Genomic DNA, 21844 nt, shown 5'->3' with positions numbered 1-21844 from the left:
CCGCGAAACGGTGCTGTTAGACTGCGCGACATGTTGCTGGAGCGTAAGACCCCGTCCCATCTGGAGCCCAGGCCCGAGAGCTTTGCGGCGCTGATGGAGATGTACGAGGAGAACTATCTCGCACTGCGGCGTTTGTGCCCCGAGCTCGAGCGGCAGCCGTTGCGGTCGGTCTCGCGGGTGGAGGGTGCGCTGGATCTGTACCTGGAGGTGCTGGAGCGCACCCGCTACACGACCACGCTGCACCTGACCTACCGGTTCGACCACCAGGGCGAGCGTCGGCAACAGCCGGACATGCGCGTACGCATGTTCCATGATGCGCGGCAGGCGGAGGTGCTGGAACTGCACTGCCGCACGATGGGCGACGGTCGCGCGCCGGAGATGCTGACCGGTCACCCGGGCCTGGTCTGCCGCTGGAGGCATAACCGGTTCCTGTACAAGTGGCTGCGCTACTGCCTGCGCCAGGGACACCGCTTCCTGGCCGATGCGGCGCCTGAGGTGGTCGCGGCCGATTCGTAGGGACACGCAATGGAGTCGCAGCGTCTCCCGGGTTGCCGGAGAGGCTACTGGCAGGTAGTGGGTGCGGCGAAGAGGGCCTCGTTCTCCAGCAGGGTATGCAGTGGCGCCGGCTGGCCGAACAGGAAGCCCTGAATCATCGGGCACTCCAGGTCGCGCAGATAGTCGCGGTGAGCCTCGGTCTCGACCCCCTCGGCCACGATGTTCATGTGCAGCCCGCGGGCCATGGAGATGATCGCGTTGACGATGCAGGCCTCGTCCTCGCGGCAGATCGTATGGGTAAAGCTGCGGTCGATCTTGAGCGTGTGAATCGGCAGCTTCTGCAGGTAGCTTAGCGACGAATAGCCGGTGCCGAAGTCATCCACCGCGATCTGCACGCCGGCGGCCCCTAGACGGTTCAGCTTGTGCACCGTGTCCGGGGTGTCGCTCATCAGCAGGTTCTCGGTGATCTCGACCTCCAGCAGGTCGGGGGGGAAGCCCGTCTCGCCCAGAATGCCGAGGAAGTCCTCGACGAAGTCGTCACGCTCGACCAGCACGGGCGACAGGTTCACCGCCAGGCGCAGTTCCGGGTAGCCGTCGCGGCTGTGGCGCTGCATTTCGCGGATGGCGGTGCGCAGGGTCAGACGGTCGAGGTCCACAATCAGGCGGGTCTCCTCGGCGACCGGGATGAACTCGGCCGGGCCCAGCAGCCCGAGCGTGGGGTGATCCCAGCGGATCAGGGCCTCGACGCCCACCATATGCCCGGTTTCCGTATCCACCTGCGGCTGGTAGAGGATATGAAACTCGTCGCGCTCGAGTGCGCGGCGCATGTCTTGTTCCAGTTGCAGTCGTCGCGGCGGATGGCCGCCCATGTCCGGGCTGTACACGCGCACCCCCGTCTTGCCGCTGCTCTTCTCGCGGTACATTGCGATATCCGCATTCTTGATCAGGGCCTCGAGGTTGTCGCCGGCATCCGGGTAGATCGCGATGCCGATGCTGGCCCCGACGAACAGCTCCTGGTCGCCGATCTTGAAAGGGGCCTGCAGGCTTTCCAGGATCTTGTCGGCTACCTGGATGGCCGCCTCGTTGCTGGCCAGTCCCGGGATCAGCAGGGTGAATTCGTCGCCGCCGAAGCGTGACAGCGTGTCGCCCTTGCGGATGCAGGCTTGCAGCCGCTGGGCGACCTCCTGCAGCAGGCGGTCGCCCATGGTGTGACCGAGGGAATCGTTGATCACCTTGAAGCGGTTCAGGTCGATGAACAGCACCGCCAGCTGGGTGCCCGAGCGCTGCGCATGCGAGATGGCCACATCCACCCGGTCGCGGAACAGGGCCCGGTTGGGCAGTCGGGTCAGGAGGTCGTGATAGGCCTGGAAGTTGATGAAGGCCTCGGATTCCTTGCGGTCGGTGATATCCCGTGCCGTGCCGTAGATCAGCGTTTCGCCGTTGTCCGCGTCGTCGCTGTTGCTGGACGGCCATACCGCGACCTCGAAGAAGCGGCGGCTGCGCGAAGGCGTGCCGGGCTGCAGGGCCAGTTCCACCGAGCGGATGTGGGCGTGCGGGCTGGCGGCCTGTTCGAAGAAGTATTCCGCCTTGTCGCGATCCTCGGGTTCGACGAGGTCGAACACCGAGCGGTCGATCAAGTCGCGGCGGGCATAGCCCAGTAACTCGTGTACACGTGAATTGACGAAACGGAAGCGATGGTCGGCGCCGAGAACGAAGACAATATCCGGGGAGTTATTGACGATCACCCGGTGCAGGCGCTCGGACTTCTCCAGACGGGCCCGCATGGTGCGATTGGCGTCCTCCAGCGCCTTGTGGTGCAGGGCATTGCGGACGGTGGCCAGTAACTCGGCGGGTTCGTAGGGCTTTTTCAGATAGTCGTGGGCGCCCTCGCGCAGCGCTCCGGCGACATCCTCCACCGTGCTGTTGCCACTGACGACCACGGTGAGGGTCTCGAGCCCGGCGGCCTGCATGAAGCGCAGCACGTCCAGTCCGTTGAGTTCCGGCATGGTGAGGTCGAGCAGCAGCAGGTCGTAGTGCTTTTCGCGCAGGGCCTCGATGGCCGCGCCACCCCCCGCGGCTGTCCGCACGGGGTAGCCCTGAATGGTCAGGAGTCCGCGCAGGCTCTCGAGTAGGCCGGGATCGTCATCGGCAATGAGGATTTTGACGGATTGCGGGTCGATCGGCGCGTCGCGTTCGGGCATCGGGGTCTCGTGGTCAGTAGCGAATCATTGTCGCGTCGTCCCTGATGCGCTCGCCAACCCCCGTGATGCGTGGGGCAGTGCGATTTCGAAGCGCGTCCCTGCGCTCCCGCTGGTGAATGAGAGTCCCGCACCGATCTCCTCGGTCAGGCGTTTGACGATGCTGAGCCCGAGCCCGGCATGGCCTGTGCCCTTGGTCGATGTCACAGGCGCGAATGCCGCTGCCTGGACCTCGGCAGGGAGCCCGGGTCCTTTGTCATCTACCGACAGAGGCACGACCCTGCGGCCGTTCACGGTGGTTGGGGCACGGGTGGCGATGGTGATCTCCCCGCCGGATGCCTGGGCCTCGGCCGCGTTCTTCAGAAGATTGATGAGGATTTGCCGCAGGTGATCCGCGGGGGCCGACAGCGGCGGATCGGAGGGAGTCAGATCCAGGTGCAGGCGGACCCCCCGTGTCCGACAGAGTGAGCCGTCCACGATATCGGCGACCTGGCGGACCAGTGCATTCAGCGAGGCCGGTCCGGTCTCCTCGTTCCCGTCAGCCTGCGGATCGCGCAGGCGCAGCAGGATGCGCCCGACCCGGTCGATTTCCTCCTTGATGAGGCCCAGCTCGTGGCGCGCTTCGTGTTCTTCGCCGAGCTTGTGGTTCAACACGCCCAGGTAGTTCTGGATGATGCTGAGCGGGTTTCCGGCCTCGTGCACCGTGTCGCGGATGCGCTGCTCGGTGGCGCCGTCGAGGGCATCCGCCGGCTCGGGTGTGGCGACCAGCGCCCGGGCGATCTCGCGTGCGAGGGAGCCGATAAAGTCCGAGCGGGCCTCCAGGGCCTGCGCCTGACTGCGCGCAAGGCCCAGGATCAGCACCCCCGCGGGTTCCTGGCCGTCGGCGAGCAGCGGAAAGCTCCACAGGATTTCGGCTTCGCAGAGCCGGAACAGTTGCTGGTCGATCACGGGCAAGCCGGCGGCGTTCTCTTCCTCGTGGAGCTGAATCTCGCGATCCAGCAGCGTATCGGTCACCAGGCTGCGCCCGGGTAGCAGCGGCAGGGTGAAATCGGGGGTCTCGTCGTCCTCCACCCAGGCGGCGACGGACTGGTGATCCGGGTCGATCAGAAACAGCAGGCTGTGGTCTATGCCCAGCGTCAGGTACAGGGTGCGGCGCGCGGCGGTGCAACGCTCCTGCAGGTCGGTCGCCCTGGCCAGCTCGCCATTCATTCGTTCCAGCTCGGTCAGATCACGGACGCGGGCGGCCAGTGCGCGCTCCGCCGCGTGATCGATCTCCTCCGGGTTTTGATCCGCCGTGGTCCGGGTCGGGCCCAGATCGATTTCCAGTGATCCGGCAATTCGCCGCACATCCTCGGCCACGCGCCCGCGCAATTCGCGGGTCAATCCCTCGTTGAGGCCGAAAAGGGTATCCGCCGCGGCCAGGGCGATCTCGTTGCACCCGGCGGCGGAATCCTGTGCGCCGGAGCCCGGCAGACAGCCCATTGCATGCGACAGGTTGACCAGCTTGACCAGGTGATGGGCGTCGCGCACTCGCTCGGCCGGTTCCAGGTGGTAGCGCACGGCATCGGCCATGAACGGGCCCAGCCCCCAGGCCTCGAGGCATTCGCCGCCCAGTTCCCCGTAGTGTTGACTGTAGGTTGTGCGCTCGGTCTCGATCAGGTGGGGGTCGTCTTCGGCGGTCTGCAGGATGGGCCAGTAATGCCCCTCGTCATTGACCAGCCGGACCAGGCGCCCGATGTCGATCAGCAGCCCGGCGAGATAGGCCTCCTCGGGCCGCGGATAGCGGGTGAGGGTTGCGAGGACCTGTGCCAGGTTGGCGGTGGTCAGCGCCCGTTGCCAGATGGTGCGCAGGTAGCCGCGATGGCGTGGGCCGAACTCGCCGAACAACTGCTGGATCGACGCGGTCAGGGCCAGGCTGCGCACGGTATCCAGGCCCAGGCTGAACAGGGCGCGGTCGATGGTGCGGCAGGTGGAGCCGCGATAGTAGAAGGGCGAGTTGGCCGCCTGCAGCAGGCGGCTGGACATGCCCGCGTCCTGCATGATCGCCCGAGCCAGGGACTGGAAATCGGCCTCGTTGGCCTGGGTGGCGTCGAGCACCGGGATGAGCGCCTGGGGCAGGCTCGGTAGACCGTCCGTTGCCGTATTGACGCTCGTCATGCTGCTCCCCGGTCGCGTGCAGTCGGCCTGCCGCGCCTTTTGCCCTGTGTGCGTGTCCGGAACCGAAAGTCTGATGCAGTCTGCCGGATCACCACTGGTTCCTGACTATACTGAGTGGTATTGCCCCGCGCCACCGAATGGGGTAGACCGACCGTGAGTTCGCCGTCATTCTTTCCCCATGCCGATGAGTGCCATGCAGGAAGCCGCGATGTCCGGTCACAGCGCTTTGACGGATACCCGTTCCGGGGTCGCCGCGCGCCCGCGGGTCCTTGTCGTGGCCAGCGGCAAGGGCGGGGTGGGCAAGTCCAGCATCGCGGTGAACCTGGGGATCACGCTGGCGCGGCGCGGGCGGCGGGTCGGCATCCTGGATGGGGATACCGGCCTCGCCAATGTGAACATACTGCTGGGGTTGCGCCCGGAACAGGGCTTGGCGGAGGTCCTGGCGGGCGAATGTGGAATCCGCGATATCCTGCTGGAAGGGGCGCATGGCCTGAAGATCATCCCCGGTGCCAGTGGTATTCGCGAATATGCGGAGCTCTCCGGGGCGCATCAGCAGCGGCTGGTGGAGGAACTGGCGAACATCGAGGCGGATTTCGACGACCTGCTGCTGGATACCGCCGCGGGCATCGGTGATACCACGCTCGATTTCCTCGCGGCGGGGCACCAGGTCCTGCTGGTGCTGACGCCGGAACCGACCTCGCTGACCGATGCGTTCTCCCTGCTCAAGCTGGCGTTGCGGCGTCAGGCCCTGGACGTCCGCGTGATCGTGAACATGGTGGCGGATGTCGCCGAGGCCCGCAGCGTCTTCCAGCGGTTTGCCAATGCCGTCGAGAAATACCTGCATACCCGGGTCGAATTTCTCGGCTTCGTCCAGCGCGACGAAAGCCTCCGCTCGGCCGTCACATTGCAGCACCCGGTCGCCCTGTTCGCCGAGAATGACCCCTCGGCGCGTCCGTTCCAGCGCCTGGCGAATGCCCTGGAAGACAGCCTTCCGCATGAAGACGCGCCAGCATTCAGCCTTTTCTGGTGGCGTCGTCTGCAGCTGGAGAGTCCGGCTGCGCATACGCCGTTGGAGGATGCCCGTCCACAAGCCCCGGCGCTCGCTACGGAGCCGCCCCCGGTCGACCATGCCTCGGAAGCCTCGGAAGCCTCGGAAGCCTCGGACGGCTCGGACGGCTCGGACGGCTTGGGCAGCGAAGAGGGTGTGCTCGGGCGCTTGCGCGCGGCGTTCGACGCGGCCCTGGAGGCCTCCGAGCCCGAGGCCCTGGCGGTTGAATTGGACGCCATGCACGAACAGTACCGGGCGCGAACGGGCTGCGCTGCGATCGATCTGATGGCACTGGTGGACGCGCTACAGGCGGATCCGGAGGGCCATGCCGAGTTGCTGGGCCGTTTGCGTGCGCGGCTTGCGCCCGCGATGGACGAACCCAGGGACGTAGCGGCTCCGGCGACCGTGCAAGCCGAGGACGGTCGACGACCCGGGGCTGACCGTCCTCCGCCCGATTTCGGCTGGAAGGGTCGGGACGAGTCGGCCGCCAGGCCCGCTCGGGCGGGCTCCGCATCTCGTGTGCAGGCAACCGCCTACGACGCAGCCCGTTTTGGTCCCCAGGAGGCGCTACTCGAGCGACTGCGTCAGGGGGACGATGACGCGCCGACCCTCGCGGAGTTCCTGCGCCGGATGTGAGCGCCCGGTGCCTGGGTGCGGCCTACTTGGGTCCGAGCAGCAACCAGGCGATCAGGCCTACCAGGGGAAGAAACAGCAGGATCAGGATCCACAGTACTTTCACTATGGGGGTCGCGGGGCTTTGTGCGGTCCGCACGATCGCCCAGATCACGATCAGCAGCCAGATCAGGCCCAGAATGCCGGTGACTTCAATGCCCATGTAATGCTCCTTGCGAGGCTTGGCCTAGAAAGTCCAAGCGTGTCGGTTGACGTCTCCCAAGCTGATAGCACGTGTGCCGCCCCGGCGCCAATCCGAACGGTGGCGAAATGTGCCGGGCGCCGCAAACGACTACCCTGCACCGCGATCATCAGCGAGCTTTCGGGAAGGAGCACCATGAAGATCTGGGTCGACGCGGATGCCTGCCCCGCGGTCATCAAGGAGATTCTGTTTCGTGCGGCGAAGCGGACGGGGGTTCCGGTCACGCTGGTGGCCAATCAGCCGATGCGCACGCCGCCGTCGAAGCTGATCGACTCGATCCAGGTCGGCGCCGGGTTCGACGTGGCCGACAATGAGATTGTCCGGCGCCTTGGCGCCGGGGACCTGGTCATCACCGCGGACATCCCGCTGGCCGCGGATGTGATCGAGAACGGCGGGCAGGCGCTGAATCCCCGGGGCGAGCTCTATACTCCCGACAACATCCGCGAGCGCCTCAGCATGCGCGACTTCATGGACACGCTGCGCTCCAGTGGGGTCGAGACCGGCGGCCCGGCGGCGCTGGGCCCGCGCGACCGCCAGGCCTTCGGCAATGCCCTGGATCGCTGGCTTGCTCAGAACCTGAAATAGCGTCCTCGGTCTCCCTAGATGCGTAGCTGGCGGATCAGTTTCAGGGTTTCGTTGGCGAGCTGTACCCAGTCATCATCCTGCGCGGTCCTCCGGGATTCCTGCGCAACGGTGATTGGATGGTCCCGGCCGGGGCTGACAGTCCCTTGTCGGCATTCCTTCGGCGAGGATGGGGCGCTGTTCCAGGTCCGCGGGGCCTGGCGATGGTGGCGTGAAGCGTTCACTGGTGGGGCCGTCCTTGATCGCGGGTGGGTGTGCGATTTACCTGCCCAGGGTAACGGCGGCGATGCCATCAGCTTGAGCGCGCACCTCCGAACGATAACGCTCGTGAAGTTCGACGGGGCCGACGTCGCGCGAATGCATCCGGGTTTCCTTAGGCCCGTCATTCAGGGGTGAATGGGCGTGACATGGCGCAGCTTCGGTAGGCTGGAGCCGGATAAGCGTCGGCAGTCGCCGCGAGTGCAACTGGGAGAGAAGATCGTGCTGAAAGGGATCAATGCCGTGTGGCTGGGGCTGGCCATGACCGCCGTGCTGGTGGCTTGCGGGGGCGAGCGCGTATCGCCGGTGACCCTGGAACAGCTGGCTGCATCCGCGCCGGCCTTCAATGGCGAACTGGTGGAAACCGAGGGTGTCGTGAATCGTTTTGATGATCCGGAGCACTACTGGCTGGAAGACGACGCCATCAACCGCGTGGCGGTCAAGCCCAGTTCGGCGGTGCGCGATCACCTGGGCGAGAACTTGCGGGTGGTGGGGCGCTTCTCCTACCACCCGGAAGAGGGCCGGCGGATCGAGATCGATGCGGCCGCGACCGCAGCCCTGCGGGCGTCTCCCTGAACTGCCAGCGCAGGGGGGCGATATCGGGAATTTTCAGAAGCATAAGGAGTCGTGATGACGGAATGGATTGACGTAGCCCCGGTGGGGACCATCCAGGATGGCGATCATCGCCTGGTGGAGACAGCGGATACCGAGGTGGCGATCTTTAACCTGGGTGGTGAATATTTTGCCGTGGAGAACCTCTGTACTCACGAGGATGTGCCCATCGCGGATGGTGAGATCGGCGCCGATGACTGCATCACGTGCCCGATGCACGAAGCCCAGTTCTGCCTGCGAACCGGCGAGGTGATGGCCGCGCCTGCCGAGGAACCCCTGACCCGGTTCCCCGTGCGTGTCGAGGGCGAAATGGTTCAGGTGGGAACGCTGCCGCTGGACGCTTAAGGAGACGCGGATCGCGCGTTCGCGGTGGTGCCGGTGGTGCCCCCTGGTTTCCGAGACAAGGCGCGGTGACTGCCGTGCAGTCATTCTGCACAAGGGATCCGCAACGCCGTGCGCGCGCCCGTTTTCGTCAACAACGGGCGGCCGAGCCCCTGCATTCAATGGCTTGTGGGGTTGGTGCCCCCTGTTCCCCGATCCTGTGTTGCGCCGCTTGCGGGTAGAACCATTACCCGCTGCACGACGCGCCTTGTCTCGGAAAACAGGGGGCACCAACGCGAACGCGCGATTAAATCAGCATCTCCTTAACGAGCTCCCTGTCCGGCGCGGAAACTGTGACGGATGCCCCGCTTTGGTCGCGCCTGTACACTATAGGGCGGGCTCACGTTGAACTCACGCGAGCCACCACGCGGCAATACGAGGACACCTCACCATGGCAGGCAGGGAGCATACAGACAGAGAAGCACGGGCCGCGGTCTGGTCGGGTCTGTCCGGTTTGTCGGATGCCCAGCGCCAGCAACTGGTGCGCGGGATCGTCCCGCGGGTGACCGATCACCTTGACCGCTGCCTGGAATCCGTCGCGCAGGAGTGGTCCGCTGGCGGTAATGAGGCTGCCGACGCGGAGTGGGCGAATCAGCTCCAAGGCTATCAGTATGTGCTGCGTCGCCAGTTCGAGGAGGCCCTGGAGCGTGACTTTGTCTCCACAACCTACCCACCCGAGTACGAATTCTCCGGTTCCAGCTACGCCGATGACAACTCCGGCCTGCAAATCCTGGACGATTACCAGTCCACCCGACGCTCCCTGCGTCACAAGCTCGAAGGGCTGGTCCGCGAGCAGAACCGCTACTCCTGGTTCGTATTCCTCCAGGCCGCGCGCGAGGATCATCGCTTCGAGCACCCCGGCTGGGCGCCGTGGTCGCCGCTGAACTGGTACGAGCGTCTGATCGAGTCGGCCGAGGAACAGTTCGGCCGGACGGATATGACGCTGGGCCTGATGCGAGCCTACGTGCGTTGTCTGGGCCAGACGGCCGCACCGACCCTGGCCTTCGTGGTCGAGACAGTCGAGGCCTGCGGGCTGGTCAGAGAGCCGGTGTCCGAGGCCCCGGAGGGCGACTTGCCCGGAACGTCGCGGCGTGCGAGCTGGGCCCAGGCCACCCGGGAAGGGGGCCCCGCCTCGGCGTCGGAACCGGCTGCGGCGGAGGGCGCCACACCTGGGGTCAGGGGAGCAGGGGGCGTTGCGGTCGCAGGCGCTGTGATGCCGGCCGCGGATGCCGGCCCGGCGGACTGGTTGCAGTGGGCGGCGGCGGCCGGCTGGGTGCCGTCTGGCCATGGAGCTGTGGTGAGCGGGGGCGGCGGCCCGGCGACCGGCGCCGCCGTGGTGGCCGAAGCGATGGCGGAACCGCCGATCGAGAGCGTCATCGAGGGTGTCCTGGCCGGCGTGTTCGCCGAGGTGTCGCGCCACCTCGATTGCCATGCGGCGTTTCGCGCGATGATGCTGGATTTGCAACCGCTACTGGTGCGCGCGGTCAGCCGTGACCTCGACTTCTTCCACGACCCCAGGCACCCGTTGCGCGAATGGGTCGGCAGTCTGATCAATACGGGCGTGCGGATCAGCCCCGAGGTCAGCGCGGAAGACTCGGAGGTGGTCAGCCGCTACCTTGATGCGATGCGCCAGAGTATCGAACACTTGGGGAGCGCGATCGATGATCTGGATCGCCCGGCGGCGCAGGCGTTGCGGGAGAACTGGGACGCGGCCGTGGCCGCGGAGGACGAATACTGGCGGGCACAGGCCGCCGCGCGCGCGGCGCCGATGTGTCAGAAAGAACGCGCGGCCCGTGCCCGGCGCACCCTGACGGTCTGCGTGCTGGAGACCGGGGCCGAGCTTCCGGAGCGCTCCGCCGAGCAGATCGCCGAGGCCTGGGAAGACCTGCTGGCGGTGGACGAGGCGGCCGTGCAGGTGCTGGACGCCGAGGTGCAGGACGTGGTGCGGGCCATCTGCAACCAGGCGACCCCGCAGGAAGCGAATCCGCTGGTGCAGCGGATCGTGGTGACCGCACGCGAGTTTGGCGCTGACGAGGCGCGCGTCAAGGCGGTCGTGCAGCACCTGGGCCAGGCCCATCTGCAGCGCATCCGGGCCTCCGCTGACGAGCCGCGCTTCGATCCCCAGGCGCGAATCCAGGCGCGGCGTGCCGTGCGCCTCGAGGATGACGACCCCGACCTGTTGACCGATCTCGACGATCCCTGGGTCTTCGATGCCAGCCGGATCCGCACCGGCGAGTGGTTCGAGATGGTCGACAAGGCGACCGGGCAGTTTCACCGCATGGGCCTGGTCTGGCGCGGTGAGGCGACCCGCGGCTACCTGTTCCTGTCGCTGGATCTGGGCGCCAGCCGGCGCCACTCCCTGCAGGGTGTGGCCCAGGAGCTGCGCGAGGGCCGCATGCGTCCGCTCCCCGACGACAACCCGCTGGATGCCCTGCTCGCCTGACCTGCGCCTTTGCGCCAAAGGTCAAAGGCCTCTCTGGCACCACGAAGGCACGAAGAGGGATCAAGGGTGGGGGGCACCCGAGAGGGGCCGGAGACGGCGAGGGAATCGGGGTGAGAGCGTTGGTGCCGAGTGCCGTACGGGCTTTTCACGACGACGCGCCTGGTATCGGGCTTGAGGTACCCCGGATTATGGTGGAGGTAGGGTGCGTTGAGCCCTGCCCAACGCACCGTTCGGGGACTTTCGCGTCCATCTGGAGTGTCCCGACGTCAGGCCCGGGGCAGTCGCACTCGCAGGTGGGTCGCGCCGATGACCGCGGCCGGTACCAGCAGCAGGTTCACTAGCGGGACCATTGCCAGCAGCGTGGTCCCGGCGCCGAAGCTCAGGGTCTCCAGCCGGTGGGCGCGCACGGTCTTGCGGACCTCGGCGAATGCCAGGCCGTCGTTGGCCAGCGGCGCCTCCAGGAATTCCACGGCCAGCACCCAGCTCCCGAACGTGAACCAGGCGATCGGGGCCAGCAGGTTCAGTCCGGGGATCACCGTGATCAGCAGCACGGGGATGAACAGCAGGGCGTAGTAGCCGGTCTTGCGCAGCGCGGTTACGGTCGCGTGGCCCATCTCGCCAAGGAACGAGCGCGCCGGCTGGCGGGGCTCGTGGCCCAGTCCGCGCGCGGTGCGGTAGGCCAGCGGCCCGGAGAATGGGCTGGCGATGATCGCCGCCAGTGCGACGGCGGAGACCCCAAAGGCCACCAGCAACGCCAGTGCGAACAGGGGCCACAGTAGCCAGGCGAGCCAGTCCCAGCCGCCGGGCAGCCAGGCCGCCAGAAGGGCCTCGAAGCCGAGCCCGGCGGCCGTCGCAAGCCCGATTACGACCAGAATGTTGATGATCAACGGGCCGATCACCAGACCGCGCAGGCCCGGGTCGAATACGCGCGCGAGCCCGCGAAACGGCGCGAGAAAGGCGACCAGCGGTGTCAGGCGGAGGGTGCCGGCTGGCACGGATGTGCCCTTAGCGGCGCACCCCAAAGATCGCGAGTACGAGGCCCACGACGGACATGATCCCGCCGGCGATCAGGTACATGCGCGTGTCGTCCGTATAGCGCCCCATGAACTCCTGGTGCAGTTCCTCGCCCAGGCTATCGGTGGCGGTGTAGCCCATTACCAGCAGGATGATGCCGCCCACCAGCAGTGCAATGCCGAGAATTCGCGTCCAGTGCATGTCGTATCCCCTTGTTGTTGGGTGCCTCCCCCGAATGTAGCACCGATCCGCGCCCTCGGCGTCATGGCAGAGCACATCGTGGGACGGGTTTTGCAGGAGCGGCCTGCCCGTGCCTTGTTCTGGCAAACAGCGCCGTAGGATGCGACGAGCGCAGCGAATCGCATCAATCACCGGGGGGCTGAGCAATGATGCGATTCGCTGCGCTCATCGCATCCTACGTTTGTTGTCCGAGTCCGGCTTTGCCGGGGGCTTCGCGGCCAAGGCCGCTCCCACAAGATTCCCCTCATGGAATTGGTGGCCCCCAGCCGGCATCGCGGTCGGCTTGCAGGCGAAGCCCCGGCCAAAGCGGGAGATTGCCGAGCCTCTCGGCCTGGCCGGTTAACCCGTGAAACCCGGCTCCAGCCCCACGCCGATGCGCGCGAGCCGGGCGGCGCCGCTGGCGGCATCGTCGTCCTCGGCCGTGGTCACCGGCAATCCCAGGATCCGGCTGCGGATGCGTGTCCACACGGGGTTCTGGGCGCCGCCACCCAGGGACACGACACGCTCCACGCGCGGGGCGCCCAGCTCGGACAGGCGCTCATAGCCGTCGTGCTCCACCCGGGCAACCCCCTCGAACAGCCCCTGCAGGAAACGCGCGTCGTCCTCGGGGCGGGGGGTGAGGCGGGGCTTCAGCTCGGGGTCGTTGACCGGGAAGCGTTCGCCGCGGCGGGGCAGGGGGAGATAGTCGAGCCCGCTGTCGGTCTCGGGGTCGATCGCGGCGCTCAGCCGCTCCAGGGCCGCATCATCGAAGTGCTGGCGCAGTACTGCGCCGCCGCTGTTGGAGGCCCCGCCCACCAGCCAGCGCCCCAGCAGCCGGTGGCTGTAGATCCCGAGTTCCGGGGCGTAGATCGGTTCCGGGGCCAGCTGCTTGATCACCAGCGTGGAGCCCAGGCTGGTCACGCCCGTGGTGTCGTCGCCCACACCGGAGGCAAGGAACCCGGCGATGCTGTCGGTGGTGCCGGCGACCATCCGGCAGGCCGGGTTCAGGTGCAGCGATTCCGCCATTTCCGGGTCCAGCGGGCCCAGCACCGTCCCGGCCGGGACCACCTCCGGCAGTAGCGAGGCGTCACTGCCCAGGGTCTCCTGCAGCCAGTTCGGCCAGCCGCCCCACAGCGCGTCGTAGCCGAGCTTCAGGGCGTTGTTCTCGTCCATGCGGTCGAAGCGCCCGCGCAGGCGTCCGGTAACCCAGTCGGCCTGGTGCAGGACGCGGCGCACGCCGGAGAGCCCTTCGTGGCGCCGCAGCCACAACAGCTTGGCCGCCGATGAGCTGGGGCTGTGCACGGCGGAGTCCGCGGGCGCGACCCCGGCCAGTACCGACAGCATGTCGGTGGCCCGGGCATCGTTGTACATCAGGGCCGGATGGGTCGGGCGTCCGTCGGCATCCAGACGCAGCAGGGTGGCGGAGGTGCCGTCCACCGCGATGGCGGCGGGCTCGCCGTGCAGATGCGCGGCCGCTTCACGCAGCAGCTCGCGCACAATGGCCCACCACAGGGCCGGGTTCTGTTCCGCCCGCTGCTCGTCGCCCCCGACCGACGCCGGCAGTGCCCGGTGCGCGCCGTGGATGCGCGCCCCCTCCGGGTCCAGCAGCGCCAGCCGGATCCCGGAGGTGCCGAGATCAATGCCGATGGCGTGCATGGCAGGCTCGGTCAGCCGTTCATGTCCAGCGGGCTGCGCGTCGGCGCCGGCAGGTGCACCGGCTCCGGGGGCGTCCAGCCGGGCTTGCGGTGTTCCGCAACCACGGTGGTATAGACGCCGCCACGCACGTTGAAGTAAGAGGTCAGGCGCATGTAGCGCGGGTCGGTCGCCGCCACCAGATCCGCCAGGATGCGGTTGGTGACCGCCTCGTGGAATGCGCCCTCATCGCGGTAGGACCACATGTAGTTCTTCAGCGACTTCAGCTCCACGCACTTGCCGTCGGCAACGTACTGGATATGAATCTCGGCGAAGTCCGGCTGCCCGGTGGCGGGGCACAGGCAGGTGAACTCCGGGACGCGGATATAGATCGCGAAATCGTTCTCCGGCGCCGGGTTGTCGAAGGTTTCCAGGGTCTTGCTCGGCTGGCTGGGCATGGGTGGGTCGCGTCCTTGGTGAATTCCTGTAGGAGCCGGCTCGCAGGCGAATCCCCCGGCAAAGATGGATGCGGGAAAGGCGTTGTCTGCAAACGGGCCCGGCAGGGTTTTGTGTGGTTTCGTGAAACGGTTGGATTGTCGAACTGGCAGTGGGTCACGGTAAACGTCTAAGCGTGTACCATTCTAACCCCGACTTTCCTGACCGCGGATAGCGCCGAACGTGCGACTCGCCCGAATCAAGCTGGCCGGCTTCAAGTCGTTCGTGGACCCGACCACACTCGTCCTCCCCGGCAACCGGGTGGGCGTGGTCGGGCCGAACGGCTGTGGCAAGTCCAATACCATCGACGCCGTGCGCTGGGTCATGGGCGAGTCCTCGGCCAAGCACCTGCGCGGGGACTCCAGCGAGGACGTCATCTTCAACGGCTCCTCCAGCCGCAAGCCGGTGGGGCAGGCCTCCATCGAACTGGTGTTCGACAACTCCGACGGTCGCCTGGGCGGCGAGTACAGCGGCTACGGCGAGATCGCCGTCAAGCGTGCGCTGACGCGTGACGGCCAGTCCAAGTACTTCCTCAACGGCCAGCGCGCGCGCAAGCGCGACGTGGTCGACCTGTTCCTCGGCACCGGCCTGGGCCCGCGCAGCTACGCCATCATCGAGCAGGGCATGATCGCGCGGCTGATCGAGGCGCGCCCCGAAGAGCTGCGCGTCTACCTGGAAGAGGCGGCCGGTATCTCCAAGTACAAGGAGCGCCGCCGCGAGACCGAGAACCGGGTACGCCATACCCGCGAGAACCTGGAACGCCTGGACGACGTGCGCGACGAGGTGTCCAAGCAGGCCGAGCGCCTGAATCGCCAGGCCGCCACCGCGGAACGCTACCAGGCGCTGGCCGCCGAGCGCCGCCGCAAGCGCGCCGAGGCCATCCTGCTGCGCCTGCAGGCCCAGGAGCAGGAGACGGAGGCCAGCCGCGCCCGCCTGAACGACGCCGAGACCGCGTTGGCTGCGAGCCAGGCCGAGGCCCAAAAGGCGCAGACCGGCACCGAGCAGGCACGCCAGGAGCGGGTCGAGCTGGAGGCGGCCACCACCGAGGCACAAAGCGCCTATTACGACCGCGCCGCCGAGGTCTCGCGCCTGGAGCAGTCCATCCGCCATGCGGAGGACGAACTGGCGCGCGAACAGGCCGAACTGCGCCAGCTCGAAAGCCGCATCGAGGCCGCCGCCAGCGAACACCAGGCGGTGGAGGCGCGCATTACCCAGGCGGAACAGGAGAGTACGCAGCGTCAGGAGGCCGCCACGACCGCCGAGGCCGAGCGCGAACGCCTGGAGGCTGCCGCCGAAGGTGCCGAAACCGAATACCAGAGCGCACGCGAGGCGCTCACCGAGTGGGAGCGCTCGCTCGCCGAGCCGCGCCAGAACGCCCAGCTCGCGCGCTCGCGCATGGACAATGCCGAGCAGCTGCTCAAGCGCGTCGCCCAGCGCCGGGAACGCGTGGAGGCCGAGCGCGCGGCCCTGCCGCAGACCCACCCGGGCACCGAGGCCGACCGCCTGGACGCGGAACTCACCGGGCTGCGCGAGCGCTTGCAGGGGCTGCAGGGCGAACGCGACCAGCAGCAGGCCGCGCTGGCCGATCTCGAACAGGCCCAGCGCGAGGAGCAGGACACCCTGCACGCCACCGAACGCGAGGCGCGCGAGGTCGCCGGGCGCCTCGCGGGACTGGAGCACTTCGCCGGCGAGGACGACCCGCAGGAGACCCGCGCCCGCCGCGAGGCCTGGGCGCGCGAGCACGGGCTGGACCTGTCGCGCCCGCTGGTGCAGCAGCTGGAGGTCGCCGAGGGCTGGGATACCGCGGTGGAGATGGTGCTGGGCAGCTGGCTGGAGGCCGCCGTCACCGATCAGCCGGAGACCGCGCCGGATCTCCCCGAGGCGATGCTGCGCCTGGTCGGCACGGGCCTGTCGCACACGCCGGAGGTGCCGGCGGGGAGCCTGGCCGGGCAGGTACAGGGCTCCCCGGTCGTCACCGCCTGGCTCGCCTTGGTGCATTGCGCGGAGGACGCCGACGCGGCGCGGACGCGCCTGGCCACCCTGGGACCGGGCGAGAGCGTGATTACGCCGGACGGCACCTGGCTGGGCCCGGGCTGGGTCGCTCATCGCACGCTGGAGGGTGGGGCCAGCGGTGCGGTGGCCCGCGTCCGCCTGGCGCGCGAGCTGCAGGAACGCCAGGAAGACCTGAACACCCAGGTGAGCCGGCTGCAGGCTGCGCTGGAAGAACGCAACGAGACCATCGCGGCCACCCGCGCCCGGCGCGAGGCGCTGGACGGGCAGATCCGCGAACAAAAGGCGCAGATCGAGGACCGTGAGCGCCGCGTGCAACGCCTGCGCGACCAGGCGCGGCAGCTGGAGCAGCAGCAGGAACGCATCGACCGCGAGGCGGGCGAGCTGGACGAGGAGGCCGCGCGCGCCCGCGAGCAGTTCGCCACGGCGGAGGCCGAACGCAACCAGGCCCTGACCCGCATCGAGACCCTGGAGGCCGACCGCGCCGCTCTGGAGGCGCGGGTCGAGGCCGCGCGCACGGCCCAGACCGGAGCCCGCGACGCGGTGCGCGCGGCGCGCGACGCGGCCAATCAGGCGCGCATGGCCGAGCAGGAGGCGCGCCATCGCCTGGAGCGCGAACAGAACGAGCGCGAACGCCTGGAACGCCAGCGCGAGGACGACGCCCAGCGCCGCGAACGCCTGGCGCAGGGGCTGGGGGACCGCCAGGGGCCGCTGGAGCAGTGGCGTGCAGACTTGCAGACCGCGGCGGAACAGCGCCAGGCCGCCGAGGCCCGCCTGACCCAGGCGCGGGCGGACCTGGAGGCCTGCGACGCGCGGCTGCGCGAGCTGGCGAGCACCAGCACCGAGCTGGGCAACCGGGTCGAGGCACAGCGTTCCACCTGCGAGGAGCTGCGCCTGGACCTGCGCGAACGCTCGGTGCAGATCGAACAGCTCAAGACCCAGTTCCAGGAATCCGGCTTCGCCGCCGAGGCCCTCGCGCCCGAACTACCGGAGGACGCGACCGTCCCGGCCTGGGAACAGGCGATCGGTGAACTGGATCGCAAGATCGAGAAGCTCGGGCCGATCAACCTGGCGGCGATCGACGAGGCGCGCAGCCTGGAGGAGCGTTCGCGCTACCTGGAGGAGCAGCACGCCGACCTGATCGAGGCGCTGGAGACCCTGGAGCAGGCGATGCACCGCATTGATCGCGAGACCCGGGCGCTGTTCAAGCAGACCTTCGACCAGGTGAATGCCGGGCTCGGGCACAAGTTCCAGCGCCTGTTCGGCGGCGGCGAGGCGCGCCTGGAGATGACGGGTGACGACCTGCTGGATACCGGCGTCACCATCATGGCGCGCCCGCCGGGCAAGCGCCTGTCGACCATCCACCTGATGTCCGGCGGCGAGAAGGCGCTCACCGCCTCGGCCCTGGTGTTCGCGATCTTCGAACTGAATCCGGCGCCCTTCTGCATGCTGGACGAGGTGGACGCCCCACTGGACGAGGCCAACGTCGGACGCTTCTGTGACCTGCTGCGCGAGATGTCGGAGCAGATCCAGTTCATCTTCATTACTCACAACAAGGCAACGATGGCCATGGCGGAACAGCTGATCGGCGTTACCATGCACGAGCCGGGCGTGTCGCGCCTGGTTAGCGTGGATATCGACGAGGCTGTGGAACTGGCCGAGGCCTGACCGTCGGTACCGGGATCAACGAGGTTTTTTGTGGATTGGATGCGTATCAGCCTGGTCATTTTGGGGATTGTCCTGATCGCGGGGATCTGGGCCGCCCATCGTCTGCGCGCGCGGGCGCAGCAGCGCGATATGGAGGACGATGCCGCGGACTGGGGCGACGAGGCCGTACATATCCGTGCCAGTGACGAGCCGGGCGACAAGCGCTGGTACGCGCCGGCCGAGCCCGGGGACTCCGCTGAACCGGAGGCCGGTTGGGGCGATCCGCTGGATACCGGCCGCAGCGTTCGCACCGGCGGCGCGCGCGAACCCGCGTTCGACGAGCCGCGCATCCCCGGCGCGGCGCACGAGGAGCGCCACGAGCCGCACCTCGGCGTGACCGCCAACGACGACGAGCCAGATCTGGAACCGGACTACGGCCGGCGGGGTGAACGCGCCCAGGACATCTACGGCGTGCTGGACAGCGACGACGAGCCCACGCCGCCCCCGCCGCACGGGGCGTTCGAACCGTCGCCCGAGGATCGCCCGGCCCGGGCCCGGCGCAAGGGTTCGGCCAGCGCCCCGGTCGAGCGGGCCCGCGAGGCGTTCGGGGGGCTGGGTGCACGTCTGCGCTCCGGCATGGATCGCCTGCGTCCGGGCAAGCTCAAGCCAACGCGCGCCCATGACACCCTGGGCGAGCATCTGGATCCGGACCACGAGATGAACCCGGACCTGATCGAGCAACCGGCGCCGGATATGGAGACGCTGGGCGAATACGTGTCCGAGCCGCGCGTGGTGGGGCGCAATCCGAGGGCCGAACGCCGCCCGTCGGAGGAGAAGATCCTGCTGCTGCATGTGGTTGCGCCGCGCAACAAGCCGTTCACCGGCGTCGCCCTGGGTGCGGCGATGCAGCGCGCCGGCATGACCCCCGGCGAGATGGATATCTACCATTTCTTTGAACCGGAGACGGATGCCGGCGTGCCGCTGTTTTCCGCCGCCAACATGGTCCCGCCCGGCACCCTGCGCGAGGAAGACCTGGCGGACATGATGACGCCAGGGGTCACGCTGTTTACCCAGGTGCATCGCAGCGCCGAGCCACAGCGCGCCTTCGAGGCGTTGCTGGAGCATGCCCACGTGCTGGCGCGCGATCTCGGCGGCAGCATCCTGGATGCCCAGCAGTCCACCGCGACCAACCAGACGCTGGCCTACATGCGCGAGGACCTGAGCGACTGGCTGCGCCGCCACCGCCCGGATGTGCTGCGCCGGCGGAGTACGCGGTGAGCCGGTCGGGTTCGCCTGCCTCGCAGGCTTGCTCGACGGATTCTCCGAAGACGCGCATCGACGCGCTGCGGCGCCAGATCGAGCATCACAACTACCGCTACTACGTGCTCGACGACCCCGAGATCTCGGACGCCGAGTTCGACGCCCTGATGCGCGAGCTGGAGCAACTGGAGGCGGACCACCCGGAGCTTGTCACCCCCGATTCGCCCACCCAGCGCGTGGGCGCCACCCCGGCCGAGGGCTTTGCCACCGTCCGACATCGCCTGCCGATGCTGTCGCTCGCCAACGGCTTCGAGGCGGACGCGATCCGCGACTTCGACCGCCGCGTGCGCGAGCGTCTGGCGAAACAGACTGGCGACCCTGCGCGCGGCGAGGGCGCCGTCACCTACATGGCCGAGCCCAAGCTGGACGGCCTCGCCATCAGCCTGATTTACGAGGATGGCCGCCTGGTGCAGGCCGCCACCCGCGGCGACGGCGAGACCGGCGAGGACGTAACCGCCAACGTGCGCACCGTGCGCCCGATCCCGCTGCATCTGGGCGACCGCTTCACCGACGATGCCCCGCGGGTGCTGGAGGTGCGCGGCGAGGTCTTCATGCGCCGTGCCGACTTCGAGCGCCTGAACGCCGGGCTGGAGGCCGACGGCCTGCGCGGGTTCATGAACCCGCGCAATGCCGCCGCCGGCAGCCTGCGCCAGCTGGACTCGAAGGTGACCGCGCGCCGCCCGCTCAGCTTCTTTGCCTACTCGGTCGGCTTCGTCGAGGGCGGGACCCTGCCGGACACCCAGTCCGGCACCCTGGACTGGCTGCAGCGCCTGGGCTTCCCGGCCTGCCCGGAGCGCGAGGTGCTGGAGGGCGTCGAGGCGTGCCTCGACTACTACGAGCGCCTGGCCGCTCGCCGCGCGGGGCTGGACTACGAGATCGACGGCATCGTGTACAAGGTGGATGCCCTGGCGGATCAACAGCAGCTGGGCTTCGTCTCGCGCGCGCCGCGCTGGGCCATCGCCCACAAGTTCCCGGCGGAGGAGCGCACCACTACGCTGCGCAATGTCGAGTTCCGTGTCGGCCGCACCGGCGCGCTCACCCCGGTGGCGCGCCTGGAGCCGGTGCTGGTCGGTGGGGTGATGGTCAGCAACGCCACGCTGCATAACATGGACGAGATCGCACGCAAGGACGTGCGCATCGGCGACCGCGTCATCGTGCGCCGCGCCGGCGACGTGATCCCCGAGGTGGTCGGCCGCGCCGGCGGCGAGCGTCCCGCGGACACCCGCGCCATCGAGATGCCCGCGACGTGCCCGGAGTGCGACTCGCACATCGAGCGCCCGGAAGGCGAGGCCGTGGCCCGCTGCACCGGCGGGCTGGTATGCCCCGCGCAGCGCCGCGAGGCCCTCAAGCACTTCGTCTCGCGCCGCGCGATGGACATCGAGGGTTTCGGCGAGAAGATCATCGAGCAGCTGGCCGACGGCGGCATCGTGCAAAGCCCGGCGGATCTCTTCGGACTGGATGCCGAGCGCCTGGAGGCGCTGGAACGGGTCGGCCCGAAGCTTGCCGAGAACCTGGTCAACGCCCTGAAACAGGCGCGCGAGACCACGCTGGCGCGCTTCATCTTCGCGCTCGGTATCCGCGAGGTGGGGGAGGTCACCGCCCGCAACCTGGCCGAATACTACGGCAACCTCGACACGCTGATGCAGGCCGATGCCGAGGCGCTGCAGGAGGTACCGGATGTCGGCCCCATCGTTGCCGAGCACATCGCCAACTTCTTCGCCGAGCCGCACAACCTGCAGGTGATCCGCGCCCTGCGCGAGGCCGGTGTGCACTGGCCCGACCCGCCCCGGCGCGAGGCCGCGGAAACCGGCGACGACGCCCCGCTGGCCGGCTGCACCTACGTCCTCACCGGCAGCTTCGACGCCATGACCCGCGACGAGGCCAAGGCCGCCCTCGAGGCCCGCGGCGCCAAGATCACCGGCTCCGTCTCCAAAAAGACCACCGCCGTCATCGCTGGCGCCGACCCCGGCTCCAAGGTCACCAAGGCCGAATCCCTCGACATCCCCATCCTCGGCCCCGACGACCTCGCCCAGCTCCTAACCTGATGAACCCCGCCCCGTTAGGAGCCGCCTCGGCGGCGAAGCCCCCGCCAGAGCCGGCCCCGGGCAGGGGCGTTCGCCTGCAAGCAGGCTCCTACCGGGGGTGTTCGTGCACAGGGGTGGCCCGTAGGAGATTCTATGTCTCTCCACAAGGGATCTTAGGTTGGTAATCGGTCTGATTTTTCATCAGGGCGAAGGCGACGCGGGCCAGCTTTCGAGCCAAGGCGTTCAGTGCCTGGGTCGTCGCCAGGCCACGGTCCAGGCAGCGCTGGTAGTAGTCGCTCCAGGCGGCTTTCGACTTGGCCTGCATCGCGGCCAGATAGAGCAGCCGTCGCAACTCTGGATCGCCCTGTTTGGTGAGTTTGCGCTGCCCCCGTTTCGTGCCGGAGTCGCGTATGCGGACATCCAACCCCAGGAAGG

The 21844-nt window shown here is 68.3% G+C and carries 17 protein-coding genes; 9 read left to right on the top strand and 8 right to left on the bottom strand.

Features of this window, described 5'->3' with window-relative positions:
- Positions 1-30 precede the first annotated feature (30 nt).
- Positions 31-516: a DUF1249 domain-containing protein gene (locus F622_RS0103945; protein WP_018145970.1), complete on the top strand. Its 486-nt coding sequence runs from the start codon at positions 31-33 to the stop codon at positions 514-516.
- Between the two features lie 44 nt (positions 517-560).
- On the opposite strand, the gene F622_RS0103940 is transcribed toward F622_RS0103945, so the two are convergent.
- Together F622_RS0103940 and F622_RS0103935 are read right to left on the bottom strand one after the other, a co-directional pair.
- Positions 561-2696, bottom strand: coding sequence for an EAL domain-containing protein (locus F622_RS0103940; protein WP_019571384.1), 2136 nt, complete (start codon positions 2694-2696; stop codon positions 561-563).
- Positions 2697-2720: 24 nt separating this feature from the next.
- Positions 2721-4850 carry an HDOD domain-containing protein gene (locus F622_RS0103935; protein WP_019571383.1) on the bottom strand — a complete coding sequence of 710 codons (2130 nt, stop codon included), beginning with the start codon at positions 4848-4850 and terminating at the stop codon, positions 2721-2723.
- 208 nt (positions 4851-5058) lie between these two features.
- Between F622_RS0103935 and F622_RS0103930 the strand changes: the two genes are divergently transcribed.
- A complete protein-coding gene (locus tag F622_RS0103930) occupies positions 5059-6534 on the top strand; it encodes a MinD/ParA family protein (RefSeq protein ID WP_019571382.1) in 1476 nt (491 codons plus the stop codon).
- A gap of 22 nt (positions 6535-6556) precedes the next feature.
- Here the strand turns inward: F622_RS0103930 and F622_RS13695 are convergent, their stop codons facing one another.
- Positions 6557-6733 carry a PLDc N-terminal domain-containing protein gene (locus F622_RS13695; protein ID WP_018145966.1) on the bottom strand — a complete coding sequence of 59 codons (177 nt, stop codon included), beginning with the start codon at positions 6731-6733 and terminating at the stop codon, positions 6557-6559.
- A gap of 174 nt (positions 6734-6907) precedes the next feature.
- Between F622_RS13695 and F622_RS0103920 the strand changes: the two genes are divergently transcribed.
- The 4 genes from F622_RS0103920 (at position 6908) to F622_RS0103900 (ending at position 11048) form a co-directional block, all read left to right on the top strand.
- Positions 6908-7357 carry a YaiI/YqxD family protein gene (locus tag F622_RS0103920; protein WP_019571381.1) on the top strand — a complete coding sequence of 150 codons (450 nt, stop codon included), beginning with the start codon at positions 6908-6910 and terminating at the stop codon, positions 7355-7357.
- 456 nt (positions 7358-7813) lie between these two features.
- A complete protein-coding gene (locus F622_RS0103910) occupies positions 7814-8188 on the top strand; it encodes a hypothetical protein (RefSeq protein WP_019571379.1) in 375 nt (124 codons plus the stop codon).
- A gap of 54 nt (positions 8189-8242) precedes the next feature.
- The gene (locus F622_RS0103905) at positions 8243-8569 is read left to right on the top strand and encodes a non-heme iron oxygenase ferredoxin subunit (RefSeq protein ID WP_019571378.1); all 327 of its coding nucleotides are present in this window, start codon (positions 8243-8245) and stop codon (positions 8567-8569) included.
- A gap of 490 nt (positions 8570-9059) precedes the next feature.
- Positions 9060-11048, top strand: a complete 1989-nt coding sequence (locus F622_RS0103900) for a DUF1631 family protein (protein ID WP_019571377.1) — start codon at positions 9060-9062, stop codon at positions 11046-11048.
- Between the two features lie 266 nt (positions 11049-11314).
- Here F622_RS0103900 and cysZ read toward each other — a convergent pair whose 3' ends face one another.
- The 4 genes from cysZ to queF all read right to left on the bottom strand — a co-directional run bounded on the left by cysZ (position 11315) and on the right by queF (position 14371).
- Complete coding sequence (gene cysZ / locus F622_RS0103895; protein ID WP_018650313.1) at positions 11315-12043, bottom strand: sulfate transporter CysZ; 729 nt, start codon at positions 12041-12043, stop codon at positions 11315-11317.
- Positions 12044-12053: 10 nt separating this feature from the next.
- On the bottom strand, positions 12054-12263 hold the full coding sequence (locus tag F622_RS0103890; RefSeq protein WP_019571376.1) for a DUF3185 family protein: 210 nt from the start codon (positions 12261-12263) through the stop codon (positions 12054-12056).
- 378 nt (positions 12264-12641) lie between these two features.
- Complete coding sequence (locus F622_RS0103885) at positions 12642-13937, bottom strand: FGGY-family carbohydrate kinase (protein ID WP_019571375.1); 1296 nt, start codon at positions 13935-13937, stop codon at positions 12642-12644.
- Between the two features lie 11 nt (positions 13938-13948).
- Positions 13949-14371, bottom strand: a complete 423-nt coding sequence (gene queF / locus F622_RS0103880; protein ID WP_018145957.1) for a preQ(1) synthase — start codon at positions 14369-14371, stop codon at positions 13949-13951.
- Between the two features lie 220 nt (positions 14372-14591).
- On the opposite strand from queF, the gene smc reads away from it, so the two are divergent.
- The 3 genes from smc to ligA are packed head-to-tail and all read left to right on the top strand — an operon-like array spanning position 14592 to position 21430.
- Positions 14592-18086: a chromosome segregation protein SMC gene (gene smc / locus F622_RS0103875; protein WP_019571374.1), complete on the top strand. Its 3495-nt coding sequence runs from the start codon at positions 14592-14594 to the stop codon at positions 18084-18086.
- 39 nt (positions 18087-18125) lie between these two features.
- Complete coding sequence (locus F622_RS0103870; protein ID WP_019571373.1) at positions 18126-19343, top strand: cell division protein ZipA C-terminal FtsZ-binding domain-containing protein; 1218 nt, start codon at positions 18126-18128, stop codon at positions 19341-19343.
- Positions 19340-21430: an NAD-dependent DNA ligase LigA gene (gene ligA / locus F622_RS0103865; RefSeq protein WP_019571372.1), complete on the top strand. Its 2091-nt coding sequence runs from the start codon at positions 19340-19342 to the stop codon at positions 21428-21430. Before F622_RS0103870 ends, ligA begins: the two co-directional genes overlap by 4 nt.
- Positions 21431-21560: 130 nt before the next feature.
- Here ligA and F622_RS13365 read toward each other — a convergent pair.
- Positions 21561-21844: IS110 family transposase (locus F622_RS13365; protein WP_019571371.1), on the bottom strand; the 284-nt coding region annotated here is incomplete at its 5' end.

It is taken from the genome of Thioalkalivibrio sp. ALMg3 (genome assembly GCF_000381225.1).
GTDB lineage: Bacteria > Pseudomonadota > Gammaproteobacteria > Ectothiorhodospirales > Ectothiorhodospiraceae > Thioalkalivibrio > Thioalkalivibrio versutus.
This window is presented reverse-complemented; position numbering and strand designations above follow the sequence as displayed.

What these genes read in the sequence shown, in the direction of transcription:
- F622_RS0103945 (WP_018145970.1), top strand. Translation starts at nt 31, where the DNA reads ATGTTGCTGGAGCGTAAGACCCCGTCCCATCTGGAGCCCAGGCCCGAG.
- F622_RS0103940 (WP_019571384.1), bottom strand. Translation starts at nt 2,696, where the DNA reads ATGCCCGAACGCGACGCGCCGATCGACCCGCAATCCGTCAAAATCCTC.
- F622_RS0103935 (WP_019571383.1), bottom strand. Translation starts at nt 4,850, where the DNA reads ATGACGAGCGTCAATACGGCAACGGACGGTCTACCGAGCCTGCCCCAG.
- F622_RS0103930 (WP_019571382.1), top strand. Translation starts at nt 5,059, where the DNA reads ATGTCCGGTCACAGCGCTTTGACGGATACCCGTTCCGGGGTCGCCGCG.
- F622_RS13695 (WP_018145966.1), bottom strand. Translation starts at nt 6,733, where the DNA reads ATGGGCATTGAAGTCACCGGCATTCTGGGCCTGATCTGGCTGCTGATC.
- F622_RS0103920 (WP_019571381.1), top strand. Translation starts at nt 6,908, where the DNA reads ATGAAGATCTGGGTCGACGCGGATGCCTGCCCCGCGGTCATCAAGGAG.
- F622_RS0103905 (WP_019571378.1), top strand. Translation starts at nt 8,243, where the DNA reads ATGACGGAATGGATTGACGTAGCCCCGGTGGGGACCATCCAGGATGGC.
- F622_RS0103890 (WP_019571376.1), bottom strand. Translation starts at nt 12,263, where the DNA reads ATGCACTGGACGCGAATTCTCGGCATTGCACTGCTGGTGGGCGGCATC.
- F622_RS0103885 (WP_019571375.1), bottom strand. Translation starts at nt 13,937, where the DNA reads ATGCACGCCATCGGCATTGATCTCGGCACCTCCGGGATCCGGCTGGCG.
- queF (WP_018145957.1), bottom strand. Translation starts at nt 14,371, where the DNA reads ATGCCCAGCCAGCCGAGCAAGACCCTGGAAACCTTCGACAACCCGGCG.
- F622_RS0103870 (WP_019571373.1), top strand. Translation starts at nt 18,126, where the DNA reads ATGCGTATCAGCCTGGTCATTTTGGGGATTGTCCTGATCGCGGGGATC.